Genomic DNA, 24144 nt, shown 5'->3' with positions numbered 1-24144 from the left:
TCATTGTGAGTTTGATCATGCTTGGCGCTTGGTAGGCGGCTGAGGGAAGAGAATCTTGAAAGAGCGCGCTTTCAAGATTCGCCCATAGACCGACGCGAACTCATGTCGGTCGGAATTCGATCGGGTGCGGCCATGGATTGCGCGAATTGCGGCAGAGTCAACCCGGAGGGAACGAAGGTCTGCGGCGATTGCGGCGCGCCGCTGTTCTTTCGCTGCCCTGCGTGCGGGGGCGACAATCCGACAGGCAAGAACTTCTGTGGCGACTGCGGTGCCGCGCTCACGCCGACCGTACCGCCGCAAATGACGAGAGGGGCCGGCGCAGCGACGTCCATCGTGCCACCGGTCACGGAGCGCGCAGGCTTGTTGGCCGCACCAAGTTCTTCCGCCGAGCGTCGTCAGCTCACAGTGATGTTCTGCGATCTCGTCGGCTCGACGGCACTTGCGACAAAGCTCGATCCGGAAGATCTACGGGACATAATTGCTGAGTACCGCGATAGCGTAGCGGCGGTCGTCCGCAAATACGGTGGCACCGTCAGCCGTTACATCGGCGATGGCATGCTCATACTATTCGGTCATCCTTCAGCGCATGAGGACGATGCCGAACGCGCAGTGCGCGCTGCGCTTGAGATCGCCGCGACCAGGCACGCGCCGGGAGCCCCAGCCGAGTTCGAGCTGCGGGTTCGTCTTGGGCTCGCGACTGGCCTCGTCGTCGTAGGTGACCTTATCGGCAGCGAAGCGGCGGAGGCGCAGGCCGTGCTTGGCGAGACGCCGAACCTTGCCGCTCGACTGCAAGCGCTCGCCGAACCGGATGGGGTAGTCATCCCTGAGGACACGCGGCGGCTCATCGGCGGGCTCTTTGACTACGAGAATCTCGGCGCCGTGACGCTGAAGGGCTTCGCCGCACCGGTGCAAGCCTGGCGGGTGCTTCGTGAGGGAACAGCGGAGAGCCGGTTCGAGGCGTTGCACCCTTCGGTCCTCGCCCCGCTGGTTGGGCGTGAGGAAGACCTCGCGCGGTTGGAGCGGAGCTGGCGCCATGCGCGGGCGGGTACCGGTCAAGTCATGCTGCTTGTCGGCGAGGCGGGGATCGGCAAGTCGCGCCTCGTTGCGGCTCTTCAGGAGCGTATCGAGCGAGAGCCGCACACCTGCTTGCGCTACTTCTGCTCGCCTCATCATCAGGAAAGCGCGCTTTACCCCTTCATCGCACAACTCCAGCGAGCGGCTGGCTTCGATCGTGAGGACACACCGACGACCAAGCTCGACAAACTTCGAGCGCTCCTGTCGCCTGCATTGTCGCCCAACGAGGACGCGGCGATCCTGGCCGAGTTTCTGTCGATCCCCAACGATAATCTATACTTACCGGTTACGAGTACGCCGCAACAAAAGAAGGAGAGAAGCTTCGCCGCTCTGGTTCGCCAGCTTGAAGCTCTCGCGCAAAGACGTCCAATCATGATCGTGTTCGAGGACATGCAATGGATAGATCCAAGCTCGCGCGAGCTGCTGGACCGAACCGTCGATCGCGTAGCAAGCCTGCCGGTTTTGGTCTTGATCACCTACCGTCCCGAGTTCCAGTTAGTATGGACCGGAAAGCCGCATGTCAGCTTGCTCGTGCTGAACCGGCTCGACCAGAATGCGGGCGCTGCGCTCATCCGGAGCGTGGCAGGTGGCCAGACGCTGCCGACCGAAATCGTCAATGAAATTGCTGAACGTACGGATGGTGTGCCGCTGTTCGTTGAGGAGTTGACCAAAGCGGTGCTCGAAACAAGCCCCCAGAGTATCGCGCGAGCGATCTCCTTCGCGCCGCTGCCCGGACTTGCCGTACCGGCCACGCTACATGCTTCGTTGATGGCGCGGCTCGACCGGATTGGGCCGATCGCCAAGGAGGTGGCACAAATCGGCGCAGCTATTGGCCGCGAGTTCTCCTATGATCTGCTGGCCTCGGTCGCACAGCGGTGCGACAACGAGTTGCGGGCGGCGCTTGACCGGCTGATCAACACCGGCCTCGTGTTTGGGAGTGTCGAGCCGCCCGACGCCAATTTCTTGTTCAAACATGCACTGGTCCAGGATGCGGCATACGGCACAATGTTGCGCGGCCAACGCCGCGAGCTGCACGCTCGGATCGCTGGCGCACTCGAGGAGAGGCTCGCTAGAGGCATCCAAGAGCAGCCGGAAATCCTCGCCCACCACTGCGGACATGCGGGCTTGGCCGAAAAGGCGATTTCCTATTGGCAGGAGGCTGGTGAGCGTTCAAAGGCTCGATCGGCAATGACAGAAGCAATCGCGCAGATGCGAAAGGCGCTTGATTTGCTATCTCAACTGCCGGATGCTCCCGGGCGCCAGCGCACCGAAACTGAACTTCAACTCGCGCTCGGCGGTGCACTGATCGCCGCGAAGGGCCACGCGGCCGAAGAGACCGGCAGGGCCTACGCCCGGGCGCGTTGCCTCTGCGAGGCACTCAACGACACGCCGAATCTGCTCAAGGCACTCTGGGGCGAGTTCGTGCATTATCACGTCCGTGGTGAAACGGACCGATCGCATCGCATCGCCGAGAATCTGCTCGATTTGGCCGGGCGACAGAACGATGCGGCCATTCTTGTCGCCGGTCATCGGGCAGTCGGCGATAGCTGGCTTCATCGCGGACAATTGGCCTTGGCGCGCACCCATCTCGAGCGGGGGCTCGCCCTTTACGATCCGGCGCAGCAGCGCTCTCTGACGGCCCTGTTCGCAGAAAACGCCCGCGTGGCGATGCTTTCGTTCCTTTCGCTTACGTGTGGCCTTCTTGGCTTCGCCGATCAGGCGCGCGTGCAGAGCAGTGACGCTCTGGCAGAGGCCCGCGATTCGTCGCACCCGATCAGCCTCGCATTCGCGCTGAGCGTTGCCTGCCGGTTGCATTTCGTGCTCGAAGACGCGGGCATGGTTGGGCAACGGGCGGACGAGCTGGTTGCGCTCACCACCGAGCAGCGCTTTGCCTTCTTTCTCGCGATGGGGACGGCATATCGCGGCTGGACGCTGGCCGAAGCCGGCGACCCCGAGGCCGGGGTGGACTTACTGCGGCGCGGCATCGAGGGATTCCAGGCGTCCGGCGCAGCATGGACTCTTCCGTTCTACCTTGCGCAGCTCGCAGCAGCCGAGGCAAAGAGAGCACGATATGAAACGGGGCTCGGCCAACTCTCCGACGCCTTGGCACTAACCCAGAAATCGGGGGTGCGGTGGTTCGAGGCCGAGCTGCATCGGCGCCGAGGCGAGTTGATGCTAAGGGCTCGGCCAGGCGCGGAGGCCGATGCGGAGGCCGAGTTTCGCCACGCCATTGCGATTGCTCACCAGCAGGAGGCGAAACTCTGGGAACTTCGCTCCGCCGTCAGTCTCGCCCGGCTCTGGCGTGATCAGGACAGGGGTGATGAAGCACGCGGTCTTCTCGCGCCGGTCTACGGTTGGTTCAGCGAGGGCTTCGACGTTCGCGACTTGAAGGAAAGCAAGGCGCTGCTGGAAGAACTCTGAGTGTAACGTGGAGCTTGTCGTAAGCGCGCTCCATTGGAGCTCCGTAACGTTCTCGGGTTTCGCGACTCCGCTGCACCCTAAAGAAACGTAAGGGCAACGGTGACCTGCTCGGCGCCGTCAATTCTCGGGTCGGCCCCGTCGCTCCGGTTCGCAGCTGGAGTTGGTCCGCGCTGCTGGTCGCGCTTCGGGTTATTCGCATGACCTCTCCCGGCTTCGCACTTTGTGCTGACCCGGTCCGGATCAGGTACTCGACCGCAACCACTGCGAAAAGACCCGAATGGTCCGCGCGCGCGGGTGGCTTGGCCTGCTGACCACATAAAAGCTGTAGCCGGGTAGGTTCAACGAGAATGCCTTCACGAGCGTGCCGGCGGCGAGGTCGTGTGCCACGAGCACATCACTGAAGATCCCGACGCCCTGCCCACTGATCACCGCCTCGATGGCGTGCAGTTCTTCCCGGAAACTCAAGTGCTGCAGGTCCTTGTATTGGGGCACCTCGCGCCACCGGCGCTGGGCCAAACCGAGCCATCTCTGCCACGTCGGTGGCTCACGATCGGCCGGCGACCAATAGGAGTGGATCAGAACGTGCTTTGCGAGGTCGACTGGTCTCTTCAGCCGTCCGGTTGAAAGCAAATCCGGATTGCAGATCGGCCAGAACGTATCGCTAAAGAGTTCATCGACGATTCCGTCTGTCGGCGGTACGCGGCTGGTCGCATAACGGATGGCAACGTCACTGTCTCCGGCCTGCAGATCGAGCACCGTGTCAGTGCCGATCACTTCCAATGGCACGTCAGGATGCAACTTCCGCCACAGGGGCAGGCGGGGCACGAGCCAGCGGCTAGCGAAGGCGTTGGTCGTCGTAACCCGGAGCGGCTGCTCGTCACCTTCCTGCTTGAGGGACGCAATGGCAGCGGCAAACGCCTCGAGTCCGCCGCGAATGGCGGGAAACAGCCGCGCGCCGGCATCGGTCAACGAAAGAGGGCGTGGTCTGCGCCGGAATAGGGCGCGGCCGCAATACTGCTCGAGCAATCCGATCTGGTGGCTGATCGCGGTCGGCGTGACGCCGAGTTCTGCCGCGGCTTTCTTGAAGCTCAGATGACGCGCGGCAGCCTCAAAAGCGCGGAGCTCGATCAGGGGCGGCAGCTTGTGCATGCGGCGAGTGTAGGTGAAATCAGTTCATCGTCACCTGAATTCTTCGGATTTGCTCTGAGACAGCCCGCGATCGAGGATGTGGCGGGCCAAGCTAGGGAGCTCGTGTCATGTCCATCGCATCTGTTGCCAGCGCTGCCGCCGAACTTAGCGCCTCCTTCGGAGGAGAACTGCTCAAGCCAGCGGACGAGGGCTACGACGAGGCGCGCAAGGTTCACAATGGGCTGGTCGACAAACGGCCAGCATTGATTGCCAGATGTCGCAGTGCGGCTGATGTCGTGGATGCCGTGGCACTTGCGACCAAGCTCGGCCTCGAGGTCGCGGTTCGCGGCGGCGGCCACAATGTGGCCGGGCGCGCAACCATCGACGGCGGGATCATGATCGACCTCTCACCCATGAAGGGGGTCCGGGTCGACGCGATCGGCAAGACCGTATGGGCGCAGGGCGGGGTCACCTGGGGCGAGCTCAATCGAGAAACGCAGCTTCACGGACTTGCGGTGACCGGCGGCGTGGTCTCGACCACCGGCATCGCGGGCCTGACGCTCGGCGGAGGACTGGGCTGGCTGATGGGCAAGTACGGCCTCGCGTTGGATAATCTGCGGGCTGTCGAACTCGTCACCGCCGATGGCAAGGTTGTGCGGGCCAGCAAGCAAGAGCAGCCGGATCTATTTTGGGCCGTGCGCGGCGGCGGCGGAAACTTCGGGATTGCCACCAGTCTTGAATACGACCTCCATACGGTAGGGCCGATCATCACCGGCGGCCCGATCGTTCACCCTATCGAGCGTTCCCGCGACGTGCTGGAATTTTTCCGGACCAGCACGCGATCGCTCACGGACGAGCACATGCTGTTCGCATCCCTGACCCATGCGCCCGACGGGTCCGGCAGGGAGGTCGCGGCCCTGGTTACCAGCCACTGCGGTCCAGTCGCCGAGGCCGAACGAGCGATGCAGCCGCTGAAACAGTTCGGGCCTCCCATTCTGGATGCGGTCGGACCGATGACCTATTGCGAGCTCAACCGCATGCTCGACGCCAACTATCCGAAAGGCGCGTTCAACTATTGGAAGTCGAACTTCCTCACGGAGCTGAGCGATGGTGCGATCGCGACGATGATCGAATGCTTCGCCCGCTGCCCGACTCCGATGGGGCAGCTGCTGCTCGAGCACATCCACGGTGCCGCGGCCCGCGTGGGTGCCGGGGATACGGCATTTGTGCATCGGCAGGAGGGCTACAATTTCCTGATCCTCGCGCAATGGACGCAGACCAGCGATACCAGCCGCAGCATCTCGTGGGCACGCGCAACCTATGAAAGGATGCGGCCCTTCTTTGCCTCAGGACGCTATGTCAATTATCTCGACGACGATGAGACAGGCGATCCGGTTGCCGCTGCTTATGGGCGGAACTACAGGCGCCTGCAGCAGATCAAAGCGAAATACGACCCTACGAACTTCTTCCGGATGAACCAGAACATCCGGCCGCTCGCCTGATTGCCGGCTGACGATTTCTCGCTCTCATCAAGATGTGAGTAGAAACTAAGCCGCGACCCGATGCATCGTGGGCGGGGCGAGCTGACGCCCGGGAGGGACTAGAGAATGGCGGTCGTGTGCAGGCCCGCTCGCATCGACGACTTGAAGCAGGCCGATGACATCGTGGTCGCCAGCATCAATGAGCTAACCGAACGGCGGGGGTTCGGGAAGATGGCATCCTCTCGTCCGCCGAATTTTCAGGCCTTCTCGCTCGCGGATGATCCCGAGGGCTTATGGGTGGCCGATGACGACGGAGAAATAGTCGGCTTCGCGTGGAGTTGGGTCTGTGGCGAGCTTTGGTTCCTGGCCCAATTGTTCGTCGCGCCTGATCGTCAGAGCGACGGCATCGGCAATCAACTCATCAACAAGGCATTCGCGCATGCAGAAATGCGCGGAGCACCCATCAAGGCACTGATCACCTTCACGTTCAACAACGTATCTCAAGGCCTCTACATCCGCCACGGACTGTTCCCGCGCTTTCCGATCTACATGGTCAGCGTCCCTCGTGACCGCCTGGCGCCACGGTTGGCTGCGCCGCGGCTCCGTCTTGAATCTCTCACGGCCGACGCGATCCCATACGACAGGCTGGCGCAGATCGATGTCAGCGCAGTCGGCGTTTCCAGGGAGAAGCATCATCGATTTCTCCTTGGCGACAGCACGACGCGCGGATTCACCATCCACGCCGGCAATGAGTGCGTCGGGTACGTCTACATTTCGGGTGGACACATTGGTCCGCTTGCAGTCCACAGGCCAGATCTGGTTGAGTCCGCTTTCGCCGCTGCGTTGTCGTTCGCGGCACAGAGCGATTGTCCGGCCATTTCGGCTTTTGTGCCGGGCGCGAGCGAGCCGGCGCTCAAGGCGGCAATCGACCACGGGATGCGGCTGACGTTCCCGATGCTGCTGATGTCAAATCGACCATTCGGAGATTGGGGTAGCTATTTCCCGCGCAATCCGGGTTTCATGTAGGGGATTCAACCGAGAAGGTCGACGTTGCGGGGCAGGCCGGACGGCACGGAATGATGGCTGGATCGGCGCTCGTCACGGGCCGATCATGCTCTAGCCCTACCGGGGACGCGCGCTGCGGCCTGGAGGGGACGCCCGCTGCACATATGGGTTTTCCAGGCACATCGCCGAACGGCCCGCCGCGCTGGCTCTGCATTCGTCAAATGAACGATACTGGCAAGAGATGTAGGTGCCGCCGCCCCATTCCCACTCCTGCAGACATACCGGAAAATTGCCGCCGAACCGCTGCGCTGCCGCTGGACCGGGCGCGGACATGGTGATCAGGACGAAGAGCAGACAGGCAAGCGCGCGCATCATGATCAGCGCGGCCGCTGCGGAGCGTGCTGCTTGAACCTCACGCGCGGGTTCACATCGCAATAGGTGTTCGATCGCCCGGATGCCGAGGCCAGGCACTGTTCCCGCGTCGAATACATGCAGTCTCCGGAAGCGCCGAGCCCTCCGCCAAATACGCACCAGGGATAGTCATACTGAGCGTTTGCTGCGGAAGAAAATCCGATGACCATAACGACAATGAGCAGAGCGATGCGCATGCGATTCTCCCATCAAGTCAGTTGAGCGGCAACGCAAGAGGTTCGCTCCGAAAGATAGCCGCTTGACGATGCTGGCTCAACAACCACGACTCAAGCGAGTTCCTCTCGTCACGCCGGAGTGTCCCAGTGTGATCTCGCAGAGCCGGTCCGGATTTGCTTCGCTGCGCTAAGCAGCGCAGCGCTGGGTAGCAGGGTACATGAGCAGGGACACGCGAGCCGAAACGACAACGGGGCCCGCAAGGGCCCCGCAAAAATCCTTAGCGCGCTACGCCGCGATCTTACTTGATCTTGGCTTCGCGGAATTCGACGTGCTTGCGCGCGACCGGGTCGTACTTCTTCTTGACCAGCTTGTCGGTCATGGTGCGCGAATTCTTCTTGGCAACGTAGTAGAAGCCGGTGTCGGCGGAGGACACGAGCTTGACCTTGATGGTGACCGCTTTGGCCATGTTCTGAACCTCAGAATATCAGGGGAATCTGGAGCCGGCCAAACGGCCCGCGTTGGCCGGCAACCTAGTCAGAAACGGCGGGAAGTCAAGGTTTCAGGCGGCGGAAACCGCTCAAATCGGGCCCATTAGGCCTCAAAGAACCGGTTTTTCGGCCGCGGCAGGCCCAGATTCTCCCTCAAAGTGGGCCCTTCGTACTCTTTGCGGAAAATCCCGCGCTTCTGCAGCTCCGGGACCACCTTGTCGACGAAATCGTCGAGGCCGGCAGGCAGGAACGGGAACATGATGTTGAAGCCGTCGGAGCCGCGACCGACCAGCCATTCCTCCATCTGGTCGGCGATGGTCTTGGCGGTGCCGACGAAGGACAGGCCGCCATAGCCGCCGACGCGCTGGGCGAGCTGGCGCACGGTGAGCTTCTCGCGGGCGGCGAGATCGACCAGGCGCTGCCGGCCGCTCTTGCTGGCATTGGTCTCGGGAATCTCGGGAAGCGGCCCATCGGGATCGAAGCCGGAGGCATCGGTGCCCAGGATGACGGAGAGCGAGGCAATGGCGCTGTCGTAGTGCACGCGGCTGTCGAGCAAAGCGCGCTTCTCCTTGGCCTCATCGACACTGTCGCCCACAACGACGAAGGCACCGGGGAGGATCTTCAGGTGCTCGGGGTCACGGCCGATCTTCTCCATGCGGCCTTTGATGTCGGCATAGAGTTTCTGGCCGTCGGCGAGGCTGCCGCCGCCGGTGAACACCGCTTCCGCGGTCTCGGCGGCGAGCTGCTTGCCGTCGTCGGAGGCGCCGGCCTGCACGATCAGGGGCCAGCCTTGCACGGGGCGGGCGATGTTGAGGGGGCCGCGCACTTTGAAGTATTTGCCCTTGTGGTCGAGGGTGTGCATCCTGGCGGGATCGAAGAACAGGCCGCTCTCGACGTCGCGCATGAAGGCATCGTCGGCGAAGGAGTCCCAGAGGCCGGTGACGACGTCGTAGAACTCGCGGGCGCGCTTGTAGCGCTCGGCGTGCTCCATGTGATCGTCGAGGCCGAAATTCAGCGCCGCGTCCGGGTTCGAGGTGGTGACGATGTTCCAGCCGGCGCGGCCGCCGCTGAGATGGTCGAGCGAGGCGAAGCGGCGCGCGACGTGATAGGGCTCGTCGAACGTGGTCGAGCCGGTCGCGATCAGGCCGATGCGCTCGGTCACGGCTGACAAAGCCGACAGCAGCGTGAACGGCTCGAACGAGGTTACGGTGTGGCTGCGCTTCAGCGCGTTGATCGGCATGTTCAGGACGGCGAGGTGATCGGCCATGAAGAAGGCGTCGAACTTGCCGGCCTCGAGCTTTCGGATCAGCGTCTTGATGTGCGAGAAGTTGAAATTGGCGTCGGGCCAGGCCCCGGGATAGCGCCAGGCGCCGGTGTGGATGCTGATCGGGCGCATGAACGCGCCAAGCTTGAGTTGCCTTTGTGCCATCGCCCGGTGTCCGTTCTTGGTGACGCTCGCAAAGACATAGGCATGAGTGGGAACTCCGCCATTGGGGGAGGCGGGAAGAATTTTTTGTTTTTCGTAGCTCTCTCAGCACGTCATTCCGGGGCGACGCGGATCGGCGAGCCCGGAATCCATAACCACCATCCGGAGTATGGATTCCGGGCTCGCGCCAAGAGGCGCACCCCGGAATGACGGAGGATAGACTTGATCGAACTACGCCCCAGCGCGCCAACTAGCTCAAAACGTCCTTCTGCATCTTGCCGGCGTAGAAGTGGAAGAACGGCACCGGCGCGTCGTGACGGAGCGGGCCGGTGGCGAGGCGGGTGTCGAGCTCGTTGAGCACGTTGCGCGTCATCGGATGCAGATCGGCGAGCGGCTTCGAGCCGAGCTCGACCCAGACCAGCTCGACCAGCTCCGCATCGGCATGGATCACGCCTTCGACGCGGTGGGTGATCGCGGAGGCATCGGCGGTGAAGAAACGCGTGTCGAAGCGCTTGACGCGGCCGGGCGGGGTGATCGCGCGCGCGATCAGGAACAGGCTGGAGGGATCAGGCAGCAGGCCCGCATCCGCGAACGGCTGCCAGGGACCTTCGAGCTTCGGCACTTTGCCTTCGGCCTTGCGGCCGAGGCAGAGGCCGGTCTCCTCGCAGGCTTCGCGGATGGCGGCAATGGCGAGCGATTTCGCGCGCGAGGCCGGCGTCTTCGGGCTGCCCTTGGCGAGATTGGCTTCCAGTTCGGCGGTGATGGGCGCGGCGCAGGGCACGCGATAATCGGCCTTGTCGACGCGCCCGCCCGGGAAGACGAATTTTCCCGGCATGAACACCACCTTGTCGTGGCGCTTGCCGACCAGCACTTTCGGAATGGCGCCGCTGCGGTCGACCAGGATCAGCGTCGCCGCATCCTTCGGGCGGAAGTAAGGATGATGATCGGCTTCCTTCTCCTCGTGAACCCTGGTCTTCTCCTCGGCCTGCGAAATATCGGTCATGTCCTCACCCGAACTGTTCTTTTACGTGTTTACACAGGCGGAATACCATCGGGAGGGTTGTCGTCAAACCCGTGCATGCGCAGAGCCCATTGCAAGCCGACCACAGCTCCCTTCACGGGCTGCAGCAGCGCGAGCGAGGCGACGAAGGTGAAGGGCAGATAGGCTGCGAAGCTGAGCCAGACCGGCGTCGAATAATTGGTCTCGATCCAGAGGATGGCCGGCACCACGATGTGGCCGACGATGACGATGACGAGATAGGCAGGCAGATCGTCGGCGCGATGCGGGGTGAAGTCGAGGCCGCATTTGGCGCAATGGTCGGCGGTCTTCAGGAAGGCGCGGAACAGCTTGCCTTCGCCGCAGCGCGGGCAGCGGCCGCGGAAGCCGCGCTTCATTGCTGACCAGACGTCGCGCTTCTCGACGAGACCGTTCTCGCGCGTCCAGATCTTTGGTGCCGTGCTCATCGTCACCATGCCTTGCCCTTCTTGCCCTTACCCTTGTTCTTTCCTTTGGCCTTCCTTCCCTTGCCGGACTTTTTCTTCTCCGGCTTGCGTTTTCGCTCCGGGCTGCGTCCGGGCTGCGGCTTGGACGATTTGCGCTGCGGACGGAGCGGCCTGCGCTGGCGCGGGCCGCTGTCGGTCTCGGACGACAGCAGCTCGAAACGCAGCGCGCCCGCGATGGGAGCGGCCTCGATCAGGCGGACGTCGACGACGTCGCCGAGCTGGTACATGGTGCCGCTGCGCGTGCCGACGAGGGCATGGCGGCTTTCGTCATAGTTGAAATATTCCGTGCCGAGGGATCGGATCGGGATCAGCCCGTCAGCGCCGGTCTCGCTGAGCTTCACGAACAGGCCGGCGCGGGTGACGCCGGAGACGCGGCCCTGGAAGCTGGCGCCGATGCGGTCGGCGAGGTGATGGGCGATCAGGCGGTCGACGGTCTCGCGCTCCGCCTTCATGGCGCGCCGCTCGGTCAGCGAGATATGCGCGGCGACTTCGCTCAAGCTTTCCGGCGTCTCGCTGTCGGGCAGGGCGCCTTCGCCAAGGCCAAGCGCACGCACCAGCGCGCGGTGCACGACGAGGTCGGCATAGCGGCGGATCGGCGAGGTGAAATGCGCATAGCGGCGCAGGTTCAGGCCGAAGTGACCGTAATTCTCCGAGGAATATTCGGCCTGCGCCTGCGCGCGCAGCACGACCTCGCTCACCAGCGGGTAATAGTCGTGGCCTTCAAGCTGAGCCAGCACACGGTTGAACGTGGTCGGGCGGAGCGCGCCGGACTTGGCGAAGGGAACGTCCAGCGTCTCCAGGAATTCCGCGAGCGCGTGAACCTTCTCCAAGGTCGGCTCGTCGTGCACGCGGTAGATCAGCGGCAGAGATTTCTTCTCCAATGTCTCCGCTGCGGCGACGTTGGCGAGGATCATGAACTCCTCGATCAGCTTGTGCGCATCGAGACGCTCGGGGACCACGACGCGATCCACGGTGCCGTCGCTCTTCAGGAGGATCTTGCGCTCGGGCAGATCGAGATTGAGCGGATCACGCTCGTCACGCGCGCGCTTGGCGCAGGCATAGGCGGCATAGAGCGGCCTCAGGATCGGATCGAGCAGGGGGCCGGTGGTGTCATCAGGCCGGCCGTCGATCGCGGCCTGCGCTTGCGCGTAAGCGAGCTTGGCGGCCGACCGCATCAGGATGCGATGAAAACTGTTCGAGCGCTTGCGGCCGTCGGGGCCGAGCACCATGCGCACCGCCAGCGCGCCGCGCGGCTCGCCGGGCACCAGCGAGCAGAGATTGTTGGAGATGCGCTCGGGCAGCATCGGTACGACGCGGTCCGGGAAATAGACCGAGTTGCCGCGCTCGAGCGCGTCGCGGTCGAGCGCCGTGCCCGGCCGCACGTAGAAGCTGACATCGGCGATGGCGACGTTGACGATGAAGCCGCCCTTGTTGTTGGGATCCGGATCGGGCTCGGCATGCACCGCGTCGTCGTGATCCTTGGCGTCGGGCGGATCGATGGTGACGAGCGGGACGTCGCGCCAGTCCTCGCGGCCTTTCAGATTGGCGGGCTCTGCCGCTTCCGCCTCGCGCTCGGCGGCGGAGGAGAATTGCAAGGGGATGTCGTGGGCGTAGATCGCGATCAGGCTGATCGCCTTTTCCGACTTGACCGAGCCGAGCTTCTCTTTCACCCGGCCGGAGGCGAGGCCAAAGCCGCGGGTGCGGACGATGTCGACGCTGACGAGGTCGCCATCCTCAGCGCCGCCCGTATCGGTCCTCGCGATGTTCAGCTCGCGGTCGGCGAACTTCTTGTCGACGGGGACGAGCCGTCCGCCGCCCTCGGGCAGGCTGCGGAAGACGCCGAGGATGCGGCTCTTGGCCTTGTCGATGACCTTGATGATGCGGCCGCGATAGGCGGGACCTTCATCGTCATCGCTGCGTTCGACGCGCAGCAGCGCGCGGTCGCCGACGCCGGCGGCGGTGCCGGGCCTCGGCCGGCGCGGCATCTCGATGAGGATCGTTGGCGGCTCGCCGTTCTCGACCTCGTCCCATTCGGCGGGGGAGGCGATCAATTCGCCATCGGAGTCGCGGCCGGTGATGTCGGCGAGCAGCGTCGGCGGCAGCGCGTCCGGCTCGGAGACCTTGTGGCGCTTCTTCTTGATGATGCCGTCGTCGGCGAGCTCGCGCAGCATGCGCCTGAGCTCGGCGCGATCGGCGTTCTTCAGGCCGAACTCGCGCGCGATGTCGCGAGTCCCGACCTTTCCTGGATTTGCCTTGATGAAGGCGACGATGGCTTGCCTGTCGGGAAAGCCACGGTCTTTCTTTGGTTTCACTTAACCTCTAATTCTTGATCTCAGGTCTTGCCGGCACTCTTCTTGGCCGGAGTATTTGCCGGATTCTTGGTGGCGGCTGCCTTGGTCGGCGACGTCTTTGCGGTCGACGGCACGGCGGCGCGCGCCTTGCTGGTGGATTCGGATTTGGATTTGGCCGCGGCTTTCTTCGCAGCCGGCTTCTTCGGCTTCGGTGCGGCGTCCTCGCCGTCCGCAGCCTTCTCTGACGCTTTCTTGGCCTTGGCCGGCTTAGCCGCCTTCTTGGCCTTGCCGCCGCCCTTGCCGCCACCCTTGGCGGCGCGCTCGTCGATCAGCGCGATCGCCTGCGGCAGCGTGATGGTGTCCTTCTCGAACTCGGCCGGGATGGTCGCGTTGACGCCGCCCGCGGTGACATAGGCGCCGTAACGGCCGCTCTTCACGGTGACGGTGCCAAGCGTCGGATGATCGCCCAGCGCCTTGCCGGGATCGGCGCCGAAGCGGCGGCTCGGGCCCTTGGCAACCTTCTCCGCGATCAGCGTCACCGCACGATTGAGGCCGATGTCGAACACCTCGTCGCCGGCCTCTAAGCTCGCATAGGTCTTCTCGTGCTTCACGAACGGTCCGAAGCGGCCGAGGCCCGCGGTGATCGGCTGGCCGGTCTCCGGATGCTTGCCGATCTCGCGCGGCAGCGACAGCAGCTTCAGCGCAAGCTCGAGATCGACGTCGCTGGGCGAGGTGCCCTTCGGAATGCCGGCGCGCTTGGGCTTCTCGCCTTCCTCATAATCCTTCTGCTCGCCGAGCTGGATATAGGGGCCGAAGCGGCCGGCCTTGACCCAGACATCGCGACCCGTGTCGGGATCCTGGCCGAGCGAACGGTCAGCAGTCGCCTCGCCATCGGCGGCGAGCTGACGGGTGTAGCGGCATTCCGGATAGTTCGAGCAGCCGACGAAGGCGCCGAACTTGCCGGCCTTGAGGTTCAGCCGGCCGGTGCCGCAGTTCGGGCACTGCCTGATATCGCCGCCATCGGCGCGGGGCGGATAGATGTGCTGGCCCAGCATGTCATCGAGCACGTCGAGCACCTGGGCGACGCGCAGCTCCTTGATGTCGTCGACGGCGCCGATGAAGCCGGTCCAAAAGTCCTTCAGAACCTGCTGCCAGGAGATCTCGTTGTTGGAGATACGGTCGAGCTGTTCTTCGAGGCTCGCCGTAAAGTCGTACTCGACATAGCGGGCAAAAAAGCTTTCGAGGAAGGCGACCACGACGCGGCCCTTGTCCTCGCCGTGCAAACGCTTCTTCTCCAGCTTGACGTAGCCGCGGTCCTTCAGGACCTGGAGGATCGAGGCATAGGTCGAGGGCCGGCCGATGCCGAGCTCTTCCATGCGCTTCACGAGCGATGCTTCCGAGAAGCGCGGCGGCGGCTCGGTGAAATGCTGTGTGACGGACAGGCTCTGTCGCTTCACGGCCTCGCCCTGGCTCATCGCGGGCAGGCGGCGGGAATCCTCGTCCTCCTCGTCGTCGCGGCCTTCCTGGTAGAGCGCGAGGAAGCCGTCGAACTTGACGACCTGGCCGGTGGCGCGCAGCTCCAATGTGCGGGAGCCTGCCTTCGCCGTGATGTCGACGGTGGTCCGCTCGAGCTCGGCGGATTCCATCTGGCTCGCGATGGTGCGCTTCCAGATCAGCTCATACAGCTTGGCCTGATCGGCATCGAGCTTGCGGCTCATGCTGTCGGGGCGGCGCGAGAGGTCGGTCGGGCGGATCGCTTCGTGCGCTTCCTGGGCGTTCTTGGCCTTGGCCTGGTACTGGCGCGGGCTATCCGGCACGTAGGCGTTGCCGTAATCCTCGCCGATCACCTTGCGCGCCTGGGTGATCGCCTCGGGGGCGATCTGTACGCCGTCGGTACGCATATAAGTAATGAGTCCGGTGGTCTCGCCACCGATGTCGATGCCCTCATAAAGACGCTGGGCGATGCGCATCGTATGCGCCGGCGCAAAGCCGTATTTGCGGCTGGCTTCCTGCTGCAGCGTCGAGGTGGTGAAGGGCGCCTGCGGATTGCGACGGGCCGGCTTGGCATCGACCGCGGTGACGGCGTAAGTCGCCAGTTCCAGCGCCTTCTTGAAGTCTTCGGCTTCCGCGCCGGTGCCGATGTCGAGGCGCTGGATCTTCTTGCCGTCGGCGCCGACGAGGCGGGCCTCGAAGGCATCGCCCCGCGGGGTGAGCAGGGTCGCGATCAGCGACCAATATTCGCGGGCTACGAACTTCTCGATCTCGAGCTCGCGGTCGCAGACGAGGCGCAGCGCCACCGACTGCACGCGGCCGGCCGAGCGGGCGCCCGGCAGCTTGCGCCACAGCACGGGGGAGAGGGTGAAGCCGACCAGATAGTCGAGTGCACGGCGCGCCATGTAGGCGTCGACCAGAGCGCCGTCGATCTCGCGCGGATGCTTCATCGCCTCCGAGACGGCCTGCTTGGTGATGGCGTTGAACACCACGCGCTCGATCTTCTGATCCTTCAGCGCGCGCTTCTCCTTCATTACCTCGAGCACGTGCCAGGAGATGGCTTCGCCCTCGCGATCGGGGTCGGTGGCGAGAATCAGGCGGTCGGCGCCCTTCAGCGACTTCGCGATATCGTTGAGCCGGCCGGCCGCCTTGGGATCGACCTCCCAGATCATCTTGAAATTGGCGTCGGGATCGACGGAACCGTTCTTCGCCGGGAGATCGCGGACATGGCCGAACGAGGCCAGAACCTCATAGGACGAGCCCAGATATTTGTTGATCGTCTTGGCTTTCGCCGGCGACTCCACAATGACGATATTCATTTAGTTCCAGTGGCTTACGGGAAAATCTTGGGCCGAAAACGAAAGGACTCGGGTCGGCCGTTTCGACCCGAACATGGGTGGTGAGCGGCCCCCTGTCAAATCGTGGGGTGTTGAAAGGCGCCGCAATGGGAAAAGTTTCATATCGAAAAAGTTGCAGAATACCACCTTGGAGTTGCGGTTGATGTGGGCGTAATGTCCTGTCGGGGCATGGATTCGGGTGGGGTACTGGTGACCAAGCCAGGAAAAAAACGGGCGCGCGCCGGATCCGGCGCGCCGGGGGGCACGCGTCACGAGGAACCGGGGGAGGGCGGTGCCGACGAGGCCGTGGCCTTCATCGCCGAGCAGACCGGGGCCTTACGCAAGCTGGCCGAGCGCCACAAGCTGGACGTGCTGCATTATCTCTTAGGCATGACCAAGCTCGAGGCCGACGAGCACCTGCGGCTACGGACCAAGCGCAAGCTGTCGTGAGGGTGGCTCCCCGGTGATCGTGAAAGACTTGAGCGCCGCTCTCTCCCCGTCATTGCGAGCGAAGCGAAGCAATCCAGAGTCTTGCCGCGGTGGGATTCTGGATTGCTTTGTCGCAAGGGCTCCTCGCAATGACGTCGTGGGGGCGGTGCGCCACAATCACGCCGACCGACGTCGCGACGACGGTCGTGGCTTCAGCGCGGTCTCCGCCGGCGTGAGCAGGCGGCCATCCTCGGCGCGCATTTCCAGCTTCTTCACCGGACGGCCCTTCTCGCGATCGACCAGCATCGTCGCAATCTCCTCGGGACGGTCGTCGAACTCCTCGCTCCACTGCCGCAGCGCGACCAGGATCGGGAAAGTGCCGCGGCCCTTCGGCGTCAGCACATATTCCTGATAGGCACTGCCGTCGGAGGCGGGGGCGGTTTCCAAAATGCCATGGTCGACCAGCGATCGTAGCCGCGCCGCCAGGATGTTCTTGGCCATGCCGAGCTTGTTCTGAAACTCGCCGAAGCGGCGGACGCCGAACAGCGCTTCGCGGATGATCAAGAGCGACCACCAGTCGCCGAGCGCCTCCAGCGACCGCGCGATCGGGCAGGCATCACCCTCGAAGCTCGTCCGTTTCACCATCGTTCGTCCCTTCGCATTCACACGCCGCCAGCGCCGATCACGCGCTTGTGTGGTTGCATCATAAAACCAAATGGCCTAGATGGCAACTTAGTTTCATTATGCAACTACTGGAGGCGAGCGTGAGACTGAAGGACAAGACGGCGCTGATCACCGGCGGCAATAGCGGCATCGGGCTGGCAACGGCAAAACTGTTCGTGGCCGAAGGCGCCAAGGTGGTGATCACCGGGCGCAACAAGGAGACGCTGGCGGCGGCCGCGAAGGAGCTCGGGCCGAACGCGCTCGCGCTGCCAGCCGACGCGACGGACATCGCGGCGACGGAAGCTGCAATCAAGCAGGGCGCGGAGAAATTCGGCAAGTTCGATATCGTGTTCGCCAATGCCGGCATCGCCGGCGGCACACCGCTGGGATCGGCGATACCAGAGGTGTTCGAGAAGGTGATCAGCACGAACCTCACCGGCGTGTTCTTCACCGTTCAATCCGCGCTGCCCCATCTCAACGACAACGCCTCGATCATCCTCAACGGCTCGGTAATCTCGGTGCTCGGCATTCCCGGCTACTCGGCCTATGGCGCGGCGAAGGCCGGCGTGCGGGCGATGGCGCGGATCATGGCTTCAGAACTGTCGCCGCGCGGCATCCGCGTCAACGTGGTCGCGCCGGGTGCGATCCGCACCCCGATCTGGGGGCCTGCGACCGCGACGCCGGAAGCCGAGAAGGCGTTCGAGAAGCGGATCGCACTGTCGACGCCGCTCGGCCGCATCGGTGAAACGGATCACGTGGCGAAGACGGTGCTGTTCCTCGCCTCCGACGATTCCGCGCATGTGCAGGGCCAGGAGATTTTCGTCGATGGCGGCGCGGTGGCCTCGCCGAGCGGCGCGCCGATCTATCGCGGCTGATCAAATCAAGCGAATTTGCTCGGGCGCAACATTCGCGTTGCGCCCGACGCGTTAGCCGCGGCGAGGGTTAGGCCGCGCGCAGGCTTGTTGCCGATTGGAGCGCACCAGCGATCGCCTTCTCGCGGTGCTCCGGCCCGAGTTGGATACCGTCGGCCGGGATGAATTCGAGGTTGGTGATACCCATGAAGCCGAACACCCAGCGCAGGTAGGTTTCGAGATGCTCGCCGGCTGCGTAAGGCGTCCCTGCTCCGTAGTGGCCGCCGCGCGAGATGGCCACGATCACCCGCTTGCCGCCGGCGAGCCCCTCCGGCCCGGCCGCGCCGTACTTGAAAGTCTTCCCCGCCACCAGGATGCGGTCGATCCAGGCCTTGAGCTGGCTCGGAATGGTGAAATTGTACATGGGCGCGCCGATCACGACGATGTCGGCGGCCAGGAACTCCTCCAGCGCCGCCGCGCTTGCGGCAAGGTCGGGCCCGAGTTCCGCCGGCGCGGGGGCGCCTTGCGCGGCGGCGAGGTGCGAGCCGGAGAGATGGGCTAGCGGCGTCTCGGTCAGGTCGCGGTAGACGACTTGAAGCGAGGGCGCCGCCTGCCGGAGCCGGTCGACGATGGCGGCGGAAACCTGCCGGCTGACGGAGTGGGGGCCGAGCACGCTGGAGTCGACATGGAGGAGTTTCATGTGGGGTCACCCTGGTATAAGTTTGTAACCAGCGCTACATGTGTGACTATCGAAATCCCCGCAAGAACGCACTTTTTTGAGCCATGGGCACATCATTGAAACCTGCGCACACCGAATTGCCCGCAATGCTGCGGCCAAATCCGAGACTGGATACCAGGCCCATGCCGGATCCCAACCATGCGGATTGCCGTGGGGTCGCCTCCGTGCTGTCCCGCGTCGGCGACAAATGGAGCGTGTTCGTCATCATGATGCTGAGCGACGGGCCAAAGCGCTTCAACGAGCTCAAGCGCATGATCAACGGCATCTCGCAGCGGATGTTGACCCTGACGCTGCGCGGCCTCGAGCGCGACGGCCTCGTTACGCGCACGATCTTTCCGACCATCCCGCCGCGGGTGGACTATGAGCTGACCGATCTCGGCCGCGGCCTGTCGCGCCCCGTCGAGGCGCTCGGCAAATGGGCGAAGGACCATCTGGATCAGATCGAGGCCGCGCGCACGAAGTTCGACCAGCGCAACGGCGGCTAGCGTTGCGCCTCGATAGTTCATCCCGTCATTCCGGGGCCTGAGCGAAGCGAGGGAGCCCGGAATCCATTTGGCCACAGATCAAGTGGATGAATGGATTCCGGGCTCGCGACTTCGTCGCGCCCCGGAATGACACCTGGGGAGGCTAAACCAGCGACACCAATCCGCCGCCGTGACGTTCGAGCTTGCCGGCGAGCTCGAGCTCCAGCAGCACGGTGCGCACGATCGCGGGCGAGGCGCCGGACATCCGGACGAGGTCGTCGATCGTAACAGGGGCAGGGCCGAGCAGGGCGGTGATCTGGTCGCGATCATGGCTTTGCGGATCGCTCTCGAACGGCTCGCTGTCGGGCTCGCCCGCCGGATGCATCAGCGGCCGCTCCATGATCGGCTGAACCGCGTTGACGATGTCGGCGGCTTCGGTGACGAGCGTTGCGCCCTGCTTGATCAGGTCGTTGGTGCCGGCGGCGCGCGGATCGAGCGGCGAGCCCGGGACGGCGAACACTTCGCGGCCCTGTTCGGCCGCCATGCGTGCCGTGATCAGCGAGCCCGAGCGGTGCGCCGCCTCGACCACGACGACGCCGAGCGAAGCGCCCGAGATCAATCGGTTGCGCCGGGGAAAGTCGCGGGCGCGCGGCTCATGGCCGAGCGGCATTTCGGAGATCGCAGCGCCGGCGTGGTCGAGGATCGCGGCGAGCAGGTCGCCATGCTCGGGCGGATAGATGCAATCGTGGCCGCCGGCGAGCACCGCGATCGTGCCGCTCTCGACGCTGGTGCGATGCGCGGCCTGGTCGACGCCGCGGGCGAGCCCGGAGATGACCACGAAGCCGGCTTCGCCGAGCTCGCGCGCGAGCTGGCCGGCAAATTTGAGGCCGGCGCCGGAGGCGTTGCGTGAGCCGACGATCGCGATCATCGGCCGCATCAGGGATTTGGTGTCGCCGCGCACCGCGAGCAGCGGCGGCGCATCGTCGATCATCGCCAGCCGCGCCGGATAGCCGTCCTCGCCGGGCGCGCGCCAGGCGATGCCGAACTTGCGGCTCGCGGCGAGCTCGGCCTTTGCTTCATCCGCGCTGCAGATGCGCGCCGATCGCGCCGCGCCGCCGCGGCGGGCGAGATCGGGCAGCCGCTCCAGCGCGGCGCGCGGGCTGCCGAAATGATCGACCAGCGAGCGGAAGGTGCGCGGCCCGACATTGTCGGAACGGATCAGCCGCAGGCAGTCGATCCGCTCGGCCTCGGTCAGCTCCACGCTTCTGTTGATGGCGTCCACGGTGTCTCCTTGCAGCGACAGCATGGAACAACCTGAGGGCGTTGCGCAACAGGGACGTGCGCTTGCACGACCTTGCTGCGATGCTAAAAGCGATGCCAATAAGAAGGATGTTGTCATGATCTCACTCGCCGACCTCCAGCGCCGCATTGAAGCGGGGGAGCTTTCGCCCGACGCCGCCATCGCCCAGTCGCATGCGGCGATCGAAGCCAAGGAGAAGGACGTTCAGGCTTTCGTCCGGCACGATAAATCCGCGAGGGCGCAAGCCGCGGGCCCGCTGCGCGGCATTGCCGTCGGCATCAAGGACATCATCGACACCGCTGACATGCCGACCGAGATGGGCTCGGAGATCTACCGCGGTTGGCAGCCGCGCAGCGATGCGCCTGTGGTGATGATGCTGAAGCGGGCCGGGGCCACCATCATCGGCAAGACCACGACCACCGCATTCGCCTCGCGCGATCCGACGCCGACGCGCAATCCGCACAATACGGCGCATTCGCCGGGCGGCTCGTCCTCGGGCTCGGCGGCGGCCGTCGGCGCCGGCATGATCCCGCTGGCGCTGGGTACTCAGACCGGCGGCTCGGTCATCCGGCCGGCGGCCTATTGCGGGACGGCGGCGATCAAGCCGTCGTTCCGGATGCTGCCGACCGTCGGCGTCAAGTGCTATTCGTGGGCGCTCGACACGGTCGGCCTGTTCGGCGCGCGCGCGGAGGATCTTGCGCGCGGTCTCCTGGCGATGACGGGGCGCACGGAATTCTCCGGCATCAGCCCGGCGAAGTCGCCGCGCATCGGCGTGGTCAGGCAGGAGTTCGCAGGCGCCGTGGAGCCGGCGGCTGAAGAGGGACTGCAGGCTGCGATCAAGGCGGCTATGCGCGTCGGTGCCAGCGTGCAGACCATCGATCTGCCCAAGGCGGTGCAGGAGGCCTGGCGCCTCCACCCGATCATCCAGGACTATGAGGCGCATCGCGCGCTCGCCTGGGAATTTTCGGAACGTCACGACGAGATCGCGCCGATGCTGCGCACCAGTCTCGATGCGACGGTCGGGCTGACGCCGAAAGACTATGACGAGGCGCGCCGCATCAGCCGTCGCGGCCGCCGCGAGCTCAGTGAATTGTTCGAAGGCTTCGACGTGCTGCTGACCTATTCCGCGCCCGGCACCGCGCCGGCCAAGGAGCTCGCGACCACCGGCGATCCCCGCTACAACCGGCTGTGGACGCTGATGGGCAATCCTTGCGTCAACGTGCCGGTGCTCAAGGTCGGTGGCCTGCCTGTTGGCGTGCAGGTGATCGCACGCTTCGGCAACGATCCGCTGGCGCTCGCGGCGGCTTGGTTCCTGGAGGACGCGCTGGCGAAATCAGGCTAGCACAGGTTCGGAAGGAGCGAGGGCCTGAGCGGGCGCTGAGGGCGCTGCGCCGGCTCCTGCACCTTGCCCGAGCCATTGCTCGGCGGCTGCGCGGCCGCTCCGGTGCAGCAGGCGAATGAAGCCGCGGCCGAGATCGGTGGATGAGCGCTGCGCCAGGCCGTCAAGGGAGTCTTCCGCCGCGATCCTGGTGAGCCGCAGCGGAGAGGCCATGTGCGACTGCGCCCATTCGATCGCGGAGATCTCGGCATTGAGCGCGGCGTTCGCCGCGATCTGGTCGAGCCGGCGGTCGATCGCGGCGAGCGTGATCGGCACATAGCTGTCGCGCGTCGGCGTGACCTGGACCAGCAGCAGATCCGTTGCCGCCGTGTCCTGCACCAGGCGCAGCAGCGGCGGATTGCCGCCGAAGCCGCCGTCCCAATAGGCCTCGCCATCGATCTCGACCGCACAATGGACCAGCGGAGGGCAGGTCGAGGCCAGCGCGACGTCGGCGGTGATGGCCTCGTTGCCGAAAATCTGCTGCTGCCCGTCGCGGATCCGCGTCGCCGCGATCAGCAGTTTTGGGCACCGCGCATGGCGCAGGACGGAAAAATTGATGTCGCGGGAGACCGCCTGCCGCAGCGGATCGAGATCGAACGGATCGAACTGCCCGGAGCGCAGGGTCGGGCCGAACGCGACCGAGCTTCCCGCCGGCGAAAAGCCGCCGATCAGCATCAGTGAGCGGAACGAGGCCTCGTGCATCAGCCGGACCCAGAACCGGTTCAGCCGGGAGCGTGCGCCTTCACGGCCGCCTTCGGCCAGGCCGCAAGCGAGGAGCAGCGCATTGATGGCGCCGGCGCTGGCGCCGCTGACGGTGTCGATCTCGATGGAGGTCTCTTCGAGCAGGCGCTCCAGCACGCCCCAGGTGAAGGCCGCAAAGGTGCCGCCGCCCTGCAGCGCCAGCGAAAGCTTTCGCGGCGGCCATTGCTCGGAACGCGCCCGCGCGGGCGCGACCGGTGCAGCCTTGGCGACGGCGACATCGAGCGGAGCGTCAGGCTTGACTGCAGGCTCCGGCTGCGGCGCTGGCCGTGCAGCGGGCGCGGGCAGCGGCGCGTCGGACCAGATATTGGTCGCCGAGAGCAGCCGGCTTGCTGCAGTGCCGGAAGCACCGAGCGAGCCGATCCCGTCATTCACGCCGACAATCTTCTCGCTCATTCTGAGCAACCGCCTAACGCCGTTTCCCGTATCAGGATGACAGGCATGGAACCAGTTCGCTACAGCCTGCCGTGACTCGCAGGAGAATTGCGAACAGGATTTGGCATATAATGCGGAAGGGGTGCGGCGGTATCCGTACTTTTTCCGACCTCAAATTCTTGTTTGAGGCGTTGTCGCGACGCGAACCGGAATCCAATTCGCTCGAAAACGCTCTAAGCGCGATGCGATTAGGAATCGTCATCACGCTTTAGGTTATTGTATGAGCATGATCTTTTCGGAAAACCGCTTCGCACTTTTCCGGATCATGCTCTAGGCCTTCTCGCCGATCCGGCTTTCCTTGCCCGCTTGCAGGCGCTTGATGTTCTCGCGATGCGCGTAGAACAACAGCAGGGTCAGCACGGCGGCGAGCGCCGACAATGCGAGATGACCGAACCACCAGAGGAACATCGGTGTGATGAACGCCGCCACCAGCGCCGAGAGCGAGGAATAGCGGGTGGTGAAGGCGGTCGCCAGCCAGAGCAGGCAGAACACGACGGCGCCCGGCCAGAACAGCCCCAGCAGGATGCCGATATACACCGCGACGCCCTTGCCGCCTTTGAACTTCAGCCAGACCGGGAAGAGGTGGCCGAGGAAAGCGCCGAGCCCGGCTACCATTGCGGCGTAGGGGCCTGCGATGTAGCCGGCGATCACCACCGCCACGGTGCCCTTGAGCGCGTCGAACAGCAGGGTTCCCGCGGCGAGGCTCTTGCGTCCGGTGCGCAGCACGTTGGTGGCGCCGATGCTGCCGGAGCCGATCGAGCGGATATCCTGGGTGCCCGCGAGCCTGGTCAGGATCAGCCCGAACGGAATCGAGCCGAGGAGATAGCCGATGACGAAAGCCACCGGCAGAAACGGTTCAAGCGCCATGGCGGCATCTCCAAAGGCCCATTCTC

21 protein-coding genes are annotated in these 24144 nt (G+C 64.6%); 7 read left to right on the top strand and 14 right to left on the bottom strand.

The features are described from left to right. The first annotated feature begins 102 nt into the window (after positions 1–102). Positions 103–3495, top strand: coding sequence for an adenylate/guanylate cyclase domain-containing protein (locus I6F12_RS18745; protein WP_225113847.1), 3393 nt, complete (start codon positions 103–105; stop codon positions 3493–3495). A 240-nt stretch (positions 3496–3735) separates the two neighbouring features. On the opposite strand, the gene I6F12_RS18740 is transcribed toward I6F12_RS18745, so the two are convergent. Beyond that, entirely contained in the window at positions 3736–4644 is a 909-nt protein-coding gene (locus tag I6F12_RS18740) for a LysR substrate-binding domain-containing protein (protein ID WP_057029787.1), read from the bottom strand. 107 nt (positions 4645–4751) lie between these two features. Here I6F12_RS18740 and I6F12_RS18735 point away from each other — a divergent pair, with 107 nt between their 5' ends. Together I6F12_RS18735 and I6F12_RS18730 are read left to right on the top strand one after the other, a co-directional pair. Further along, positions 4752–6125 (top strand): FAD-binding oxidoreductase, encoded by a 1374-nt coding sequence (locus I6F12_RS18735; RefSeq protein ID WP_225125077.1) that lies wholly within the window; start codon positions 4752–4754, stop codon positions 6123–6125. 105 nt (positions 6126–6230) lie between these two features. Continuing rightward, positions 6231–7130 carry a GNAT family N-acetyltransferase gene (locus I6F12_RS18730; protein ID WP_036015145.1) on the top strand — a complete coding sequence of 300 codons (900 nt, stop codon included), beginning with the start codon at positions 6231–6233 and terminating at the stop codon, positions 7128–7130. 96 nt (positions 7131–7226) lie between these two features. Here I6F12_RS18730 and I6F12_RS18725 read toward each other — a convergent pair whose 3' ends face one another. From I6F12_RS18725 to topA, 8 genes are all read right to left on the bottom strand, one after another. Next, positions 7227–7481 (bottom strand): DUF3551 domain-containing protein, encoded by a 255-nt coding sequence (locus I6F12_RS18725; RefSeq protein ID WP_225157015.1) that lies wholly within the window; start codon positions 7479–7481, stop codon positions 7227–7229. Positions 7482–7486: 5 nt separating this feature from the next. Then, complete coding sequence (locus tag I6F12_RS18720) at positions 7487–7717, bottom strand: DUF3551 domain-containing protein (RefSeq protein WP_074448008.1); 231 nt, start codon at positions 7715–7717, stop codon at positions 7487–7489. A 278-nt stretch (positions 7718–7995) separates the two neighbouring features. Continuing rightward, on the bottom strand, positions 7996–8163 hold the full coding sequence (gene rpmG, locus I6F12_RS18715; protein ID WP_007603295.1) for a 50S ribosomal protein L33: 168 nt from the start codon (positions 8161–8163) through the stop codon (positions 7996–7998). Between the two features lie 125 nt (positions 8164–8288). Continuing rightward, positions 8289–9614 (bottom strand): LLM class flavin-dependent oxidoreductase, encoded by a 1326-nt coding sequence (locus I6F12_RS18710; protein ID WP_225140124.1) that lies wholly within the window; start codon positions 9612–9614, stop codon positions 8289–8291. A gap of 247 nt (positions 9615–9861) precedes the next feature. Beyond that, on the bottom strand, positions 9862–10614 hold the full coding sequence (locus I6F12_RS18705) for an NUDIX domain-containing protein (RefSeq protein WP_036015119.1): 753 nt from the start codon (positions 10612–10614) through the stop codon (positions 9862–9864). A 29-nt stretch (positions 10615–10643) separates the two neighbouring features. Continuing rightward, positions 10644–11084: a DUF983 domain-containing protein gene (locus tag I6F12_RS18700; RefSeq protein WP_036015117.1), complete on the bottom strand. Its 441-nt coding sequence runs from the start codon at positions 11082–11084 to the stop codon at positions 10644–10646. Beyond that, on the bottom strand, positions 11078–13426 hold the full coding sequence (gene rnr / locus I6F12_RS18695) for a ribonuclease R (RefSeq protein ID WP_225156978.1): 2349 nt from the start codon (positions 13424–13426) through the stop codon (positions 11078–11080). Before rnr ends, I6F12_RS18700 begins: the two co-directional genes overlap by 7 nt. 20 nt (positions 13427–13446) lie before the next feature. Then, positions 13447–16215 carry a type I DNA topoisomerase gene (gene topA, locus I6F12_RS18690; RefSeq protein WP_225125082.1) on the bottom strand — a complete coding sequence of 923 codons (2769 nt, stop codon included), beginning with the start codon at positions 16213–16215 and terminating at the stop codon, positions 13447–13449. 228 nt (positions 16216–16443) lie between these two features. Here topA and I6F12_RS18685 point away from each other — a divergent pair, with 228 nt between their 5' ends. After that, on the top strand, positions 16444–16683 hold the full coding sequence (locus I6F12_RS18685) for a hypothetical protein (protein ID WP_036025554.1): 240 nt from the start codon (positions 16444–16446) through the stop codon (positions 16681–16683). Between the two features lie 156 nt (positions 16684–16839). Here I6F12_RS18685 and I6F12_RS18680 read toward each other — a convergent pair whose 3' ends face one another. Then, positions 16840–17307 carry a helix-turn-helix domain-containing protein gene (locus tag I6F12_RS18680; protein WP_225156977.1) on the bottom strand — a complete coding sequence of 156 codons (468 nt, stop codon included), beginning with the start codon at positions 17305–17307 and terminating at the stop codon, positions 16840–16842. Between the two features lie 119 nt (positions 17308–17426). Here I6F12_RS18680 and I6F12_RS18675 point away from each other — a divergent pair, with 119 nt between their 5' ends. Beyond that, positions 17427–18200: an SDR family oxidoreductase gene (locus I6F12_RS18675; protein WP_225148409.1), complete on the top strand. Its 774-nt coding sequence runs from the start codon at positions 17427–17429 to the stop codon at positions 18198–18200. Positions 18201–18267: 67 nt separating this feature from the next. Here I6F12_RS18675 and I6F12_RS18670 read toward each other — a convergent pair whose 3' ends face one another. Beyond that, on the bottom strand, positions 18268–18876 hold the full coding sequence (locus I6F12_RS18670; protein ID WP_225156976.1) for an NAD(P)H-dependent oxidoreductase: 609 nt from the start codon (positions 18874–18876) through the stop codon (positions 18268–18270). A gap of 83 nt (positions 18877–18959) precedes the next feature. Between I6F12_RS18670 and I6F12_RS18665 the strand changes: the two genes are divergently transcribed. Beyond that, entirely contained in the window at positions 18960–19400 is a 441-nt protein-coding gene (locus tag I6F12_RS18665) for a helix-turn-helix domain-containing protein (protein WP_225156975.1), read from the top strand. Positions 19401–19542: 142 nt separating this feature from the next. Here I6F12_RS18665 and dprA read toward each other — a convergent pair whose 3' ends face one another. Continuing rightward, positions 19543–20685, bottom strand: a complete 1143-nt coding sequence (gene dprA / locus I6F12_RS18660) for a DNA-processing protein DprA (protein WP_225156974.1) — start codon at positions 20683–20685, stop codon at positions 19543–19545. Between the two features lie 91 nt (positions 20686–20776). Here dprA and I6F12_RS18655 point away from each other — a divergent pair, with 91 nt between their 5' ends. Then, positions 20777–22021, top strand: coding sequence for an amidase (locus I6F12_RS18655; protein WP_225156973.1), 1245 nt, complete (start codon positions 20777–20779; stop codon positions 22019–22021). Here the strand turns inward: I6F12_RS18655 and I6F12_RS18650 are convergent. Both I6F12_RS18650 and plsY read right to left on the bottom strand, forming a co-directional pair. Continuing rightward, positions 22013–23212 carry a patatin-like phospholipase family protein gene (locus tag I6F12_RS18650; RefSeq protein ID WP_036015096.1) on the bottom strand — a complete coding sequence of 400 codons (1200 nt, stop codon included), beginning with the start codon at positions 23210–23212 and terminating at the stop codon, positions 22013–22015. The genes I6F12_RS18655 and I6F12_RS18650 overlap by 9 nt on opposite strands. A gap of 309 nt (positions 23213–23521) precedes the next feature. Then, on the bottom strand, positions 23522–24118 hold the full coding sequence (gene plsY, locus I6F12_RS18645) for a glycerol-3-phosphate 1-O-acyltransferase PlsY (protein ID WP_036015094.1): 597 nt from the start codon (positions 24116–24118) through the stop codon (positions 23522–23524). Positions 24119–24144: the final 26 nt, after the last annotated feature.

This window comes from Bradyrhizobium sp. IC4059, assembly GCF_020193615.1.
In the GTDB taxonomy this organism is placed as follows: Bacteria; Pseudomonadota; Alphaproteobacteria; order Rhizobiales; family Xanthobacteraceae; genus Bradyrhizobium; species Bradyrhizobium yuanmingense.
The sequence above is the reverse complement of the archived record's forward strand: the minus strand, read 5'-3'. Positions and strand labels throughout refer to the sequence as shown.

Excerpts from the sequence above, each read along its gene's own strand:
- I6F12_RS18745 (WP_225113847.1), top strand. The coding sequence starts at position 103 with ATGTCGGTCGGAATTCGATCGGGTGCGGCCATGGATTGCGCGAATTGC.
- I6F12_RS18740 (WP_057029787.1), bottom strand. The coding sequence starts at position 4,644 with ATGCACAAGCTGCCGCCCCTGATCGAGCTCCGCGCTTTTGAGGCTGCC.
- I6F12_RS18735 (WP_225125077.1), top strand. The coding sequence starts at position 4,752 with ATGTCCATCGCATCTGTTGCCAGCGCTGCCGCCGAACTTAGCGCCTCC.
- I6F12_RS18730 (WP_036015145.1), top strand. The coding sequence starts at position 6,231 with ATGGCGGTCGTGTGCAGGCCCGCTCGCATCGACGACTTGAAGCAGGCC.
- I6F12_RS18725 (WP_225157015.1), bottom strand. The coding sequence starts at position 7,481 with ATGCGCGCGCTTGCCTGTCTGCTCTTCGTCCTGATCACCATGTCCGCG.
- I6F12_RS18720 (WP_074448008.1), bottom strand. The coding sequence starts at position 7,717 with ATGCGCATCGCTCTGCTCATTGTCGTTATGGTCATCGGATTTTCTTCC.
- rpmG (WP_007603295.1), bottom strand. The coding sequence starts at position 8,163 with ATGGCCAAAGCGGTCACCATCAAGGTCAAGCTCGTGTCCTCCGCCGAC.
- I6F12_RS18710 (WP_225140124.1), bottom strand. The coding sequence starts at position 9,614 with ATGGCACAAAGGCAACTCAAGCTTGGCGCGTTCATGCGCCCGATCAGC.
- I6F12_RS18705 (WP_036015119.1), bottom strand. The coding sequence starts at position 10,614 with ATGACCGATATTTCGCAGGCCGAGGAGAAGACCAGGGTTCACGAGGAG.
- I6F12_RS18700 (WP_036015117.1), bottom strand. The coding sequence starts at position 11,084 with ATGGTGACGATGAGCACGGCACCAAAGATCTGGACGCGCGAGAACGGT.
- topA (WP_225125082.1), bottom strand. The coding sequence starts at position 16,215 with ATGAATATCGTCATTGTGGAGTCGCCGGCGAAAGCCAAGACGATCAAC.
- I6F12_RS18680 (WP_225156977.1), bottom strand. The coding sequence starts at position 17,307 with ATGGTGAAACGGACGAGCTTCGAGGGTGATGCCTGCCCGATCGCGCGG.
- I6F12_RS18670 (WP_225156976.1), bottom strand. The coding sequence starts at position 18,876 with ATGAAACTCCTCCATGTCGACTCCAGCGTGCTCGGCCCCCACTCCGTC.
- I6F12_RS18665 (WP_225156975.1), top strand. The coding sequence starts at position 18,960 with ATGGGCACATCATTGAAACCTGCGCACACCGAATTGCCCGCAATGCTG.
- dprA (WP_225156974.1), bottom strand. The coding sequence starts at position 20,685 with ATGCTGTCGCTGCAAGGAGACACCGTGGACGCCATCAACAGAAGCGTG.
- I6F12_RS18655 (WP_225156973.1), top strand. The coding sequence starts at position 20,777 with ATGATCTCACTCGCCGACCTCCAGCGCCGCATTGAAGCGGGGGAGCTT.
- I6F12_RS18650 (WP_036015096.1), bottom strand. The coding sequence starts at position 23,212 with ATGAGCGAGAAGATTGTCGGCGTGAATGACGGGATCGGCTCGCTCGGT.
- plsY (WP_036015094.1), bottom strand. The coding sequence starts at position 24,118 with ATGGCGCTTGAACCGTTTCTGCCGGTGGCTTTCGTCATCGGCTATCTC.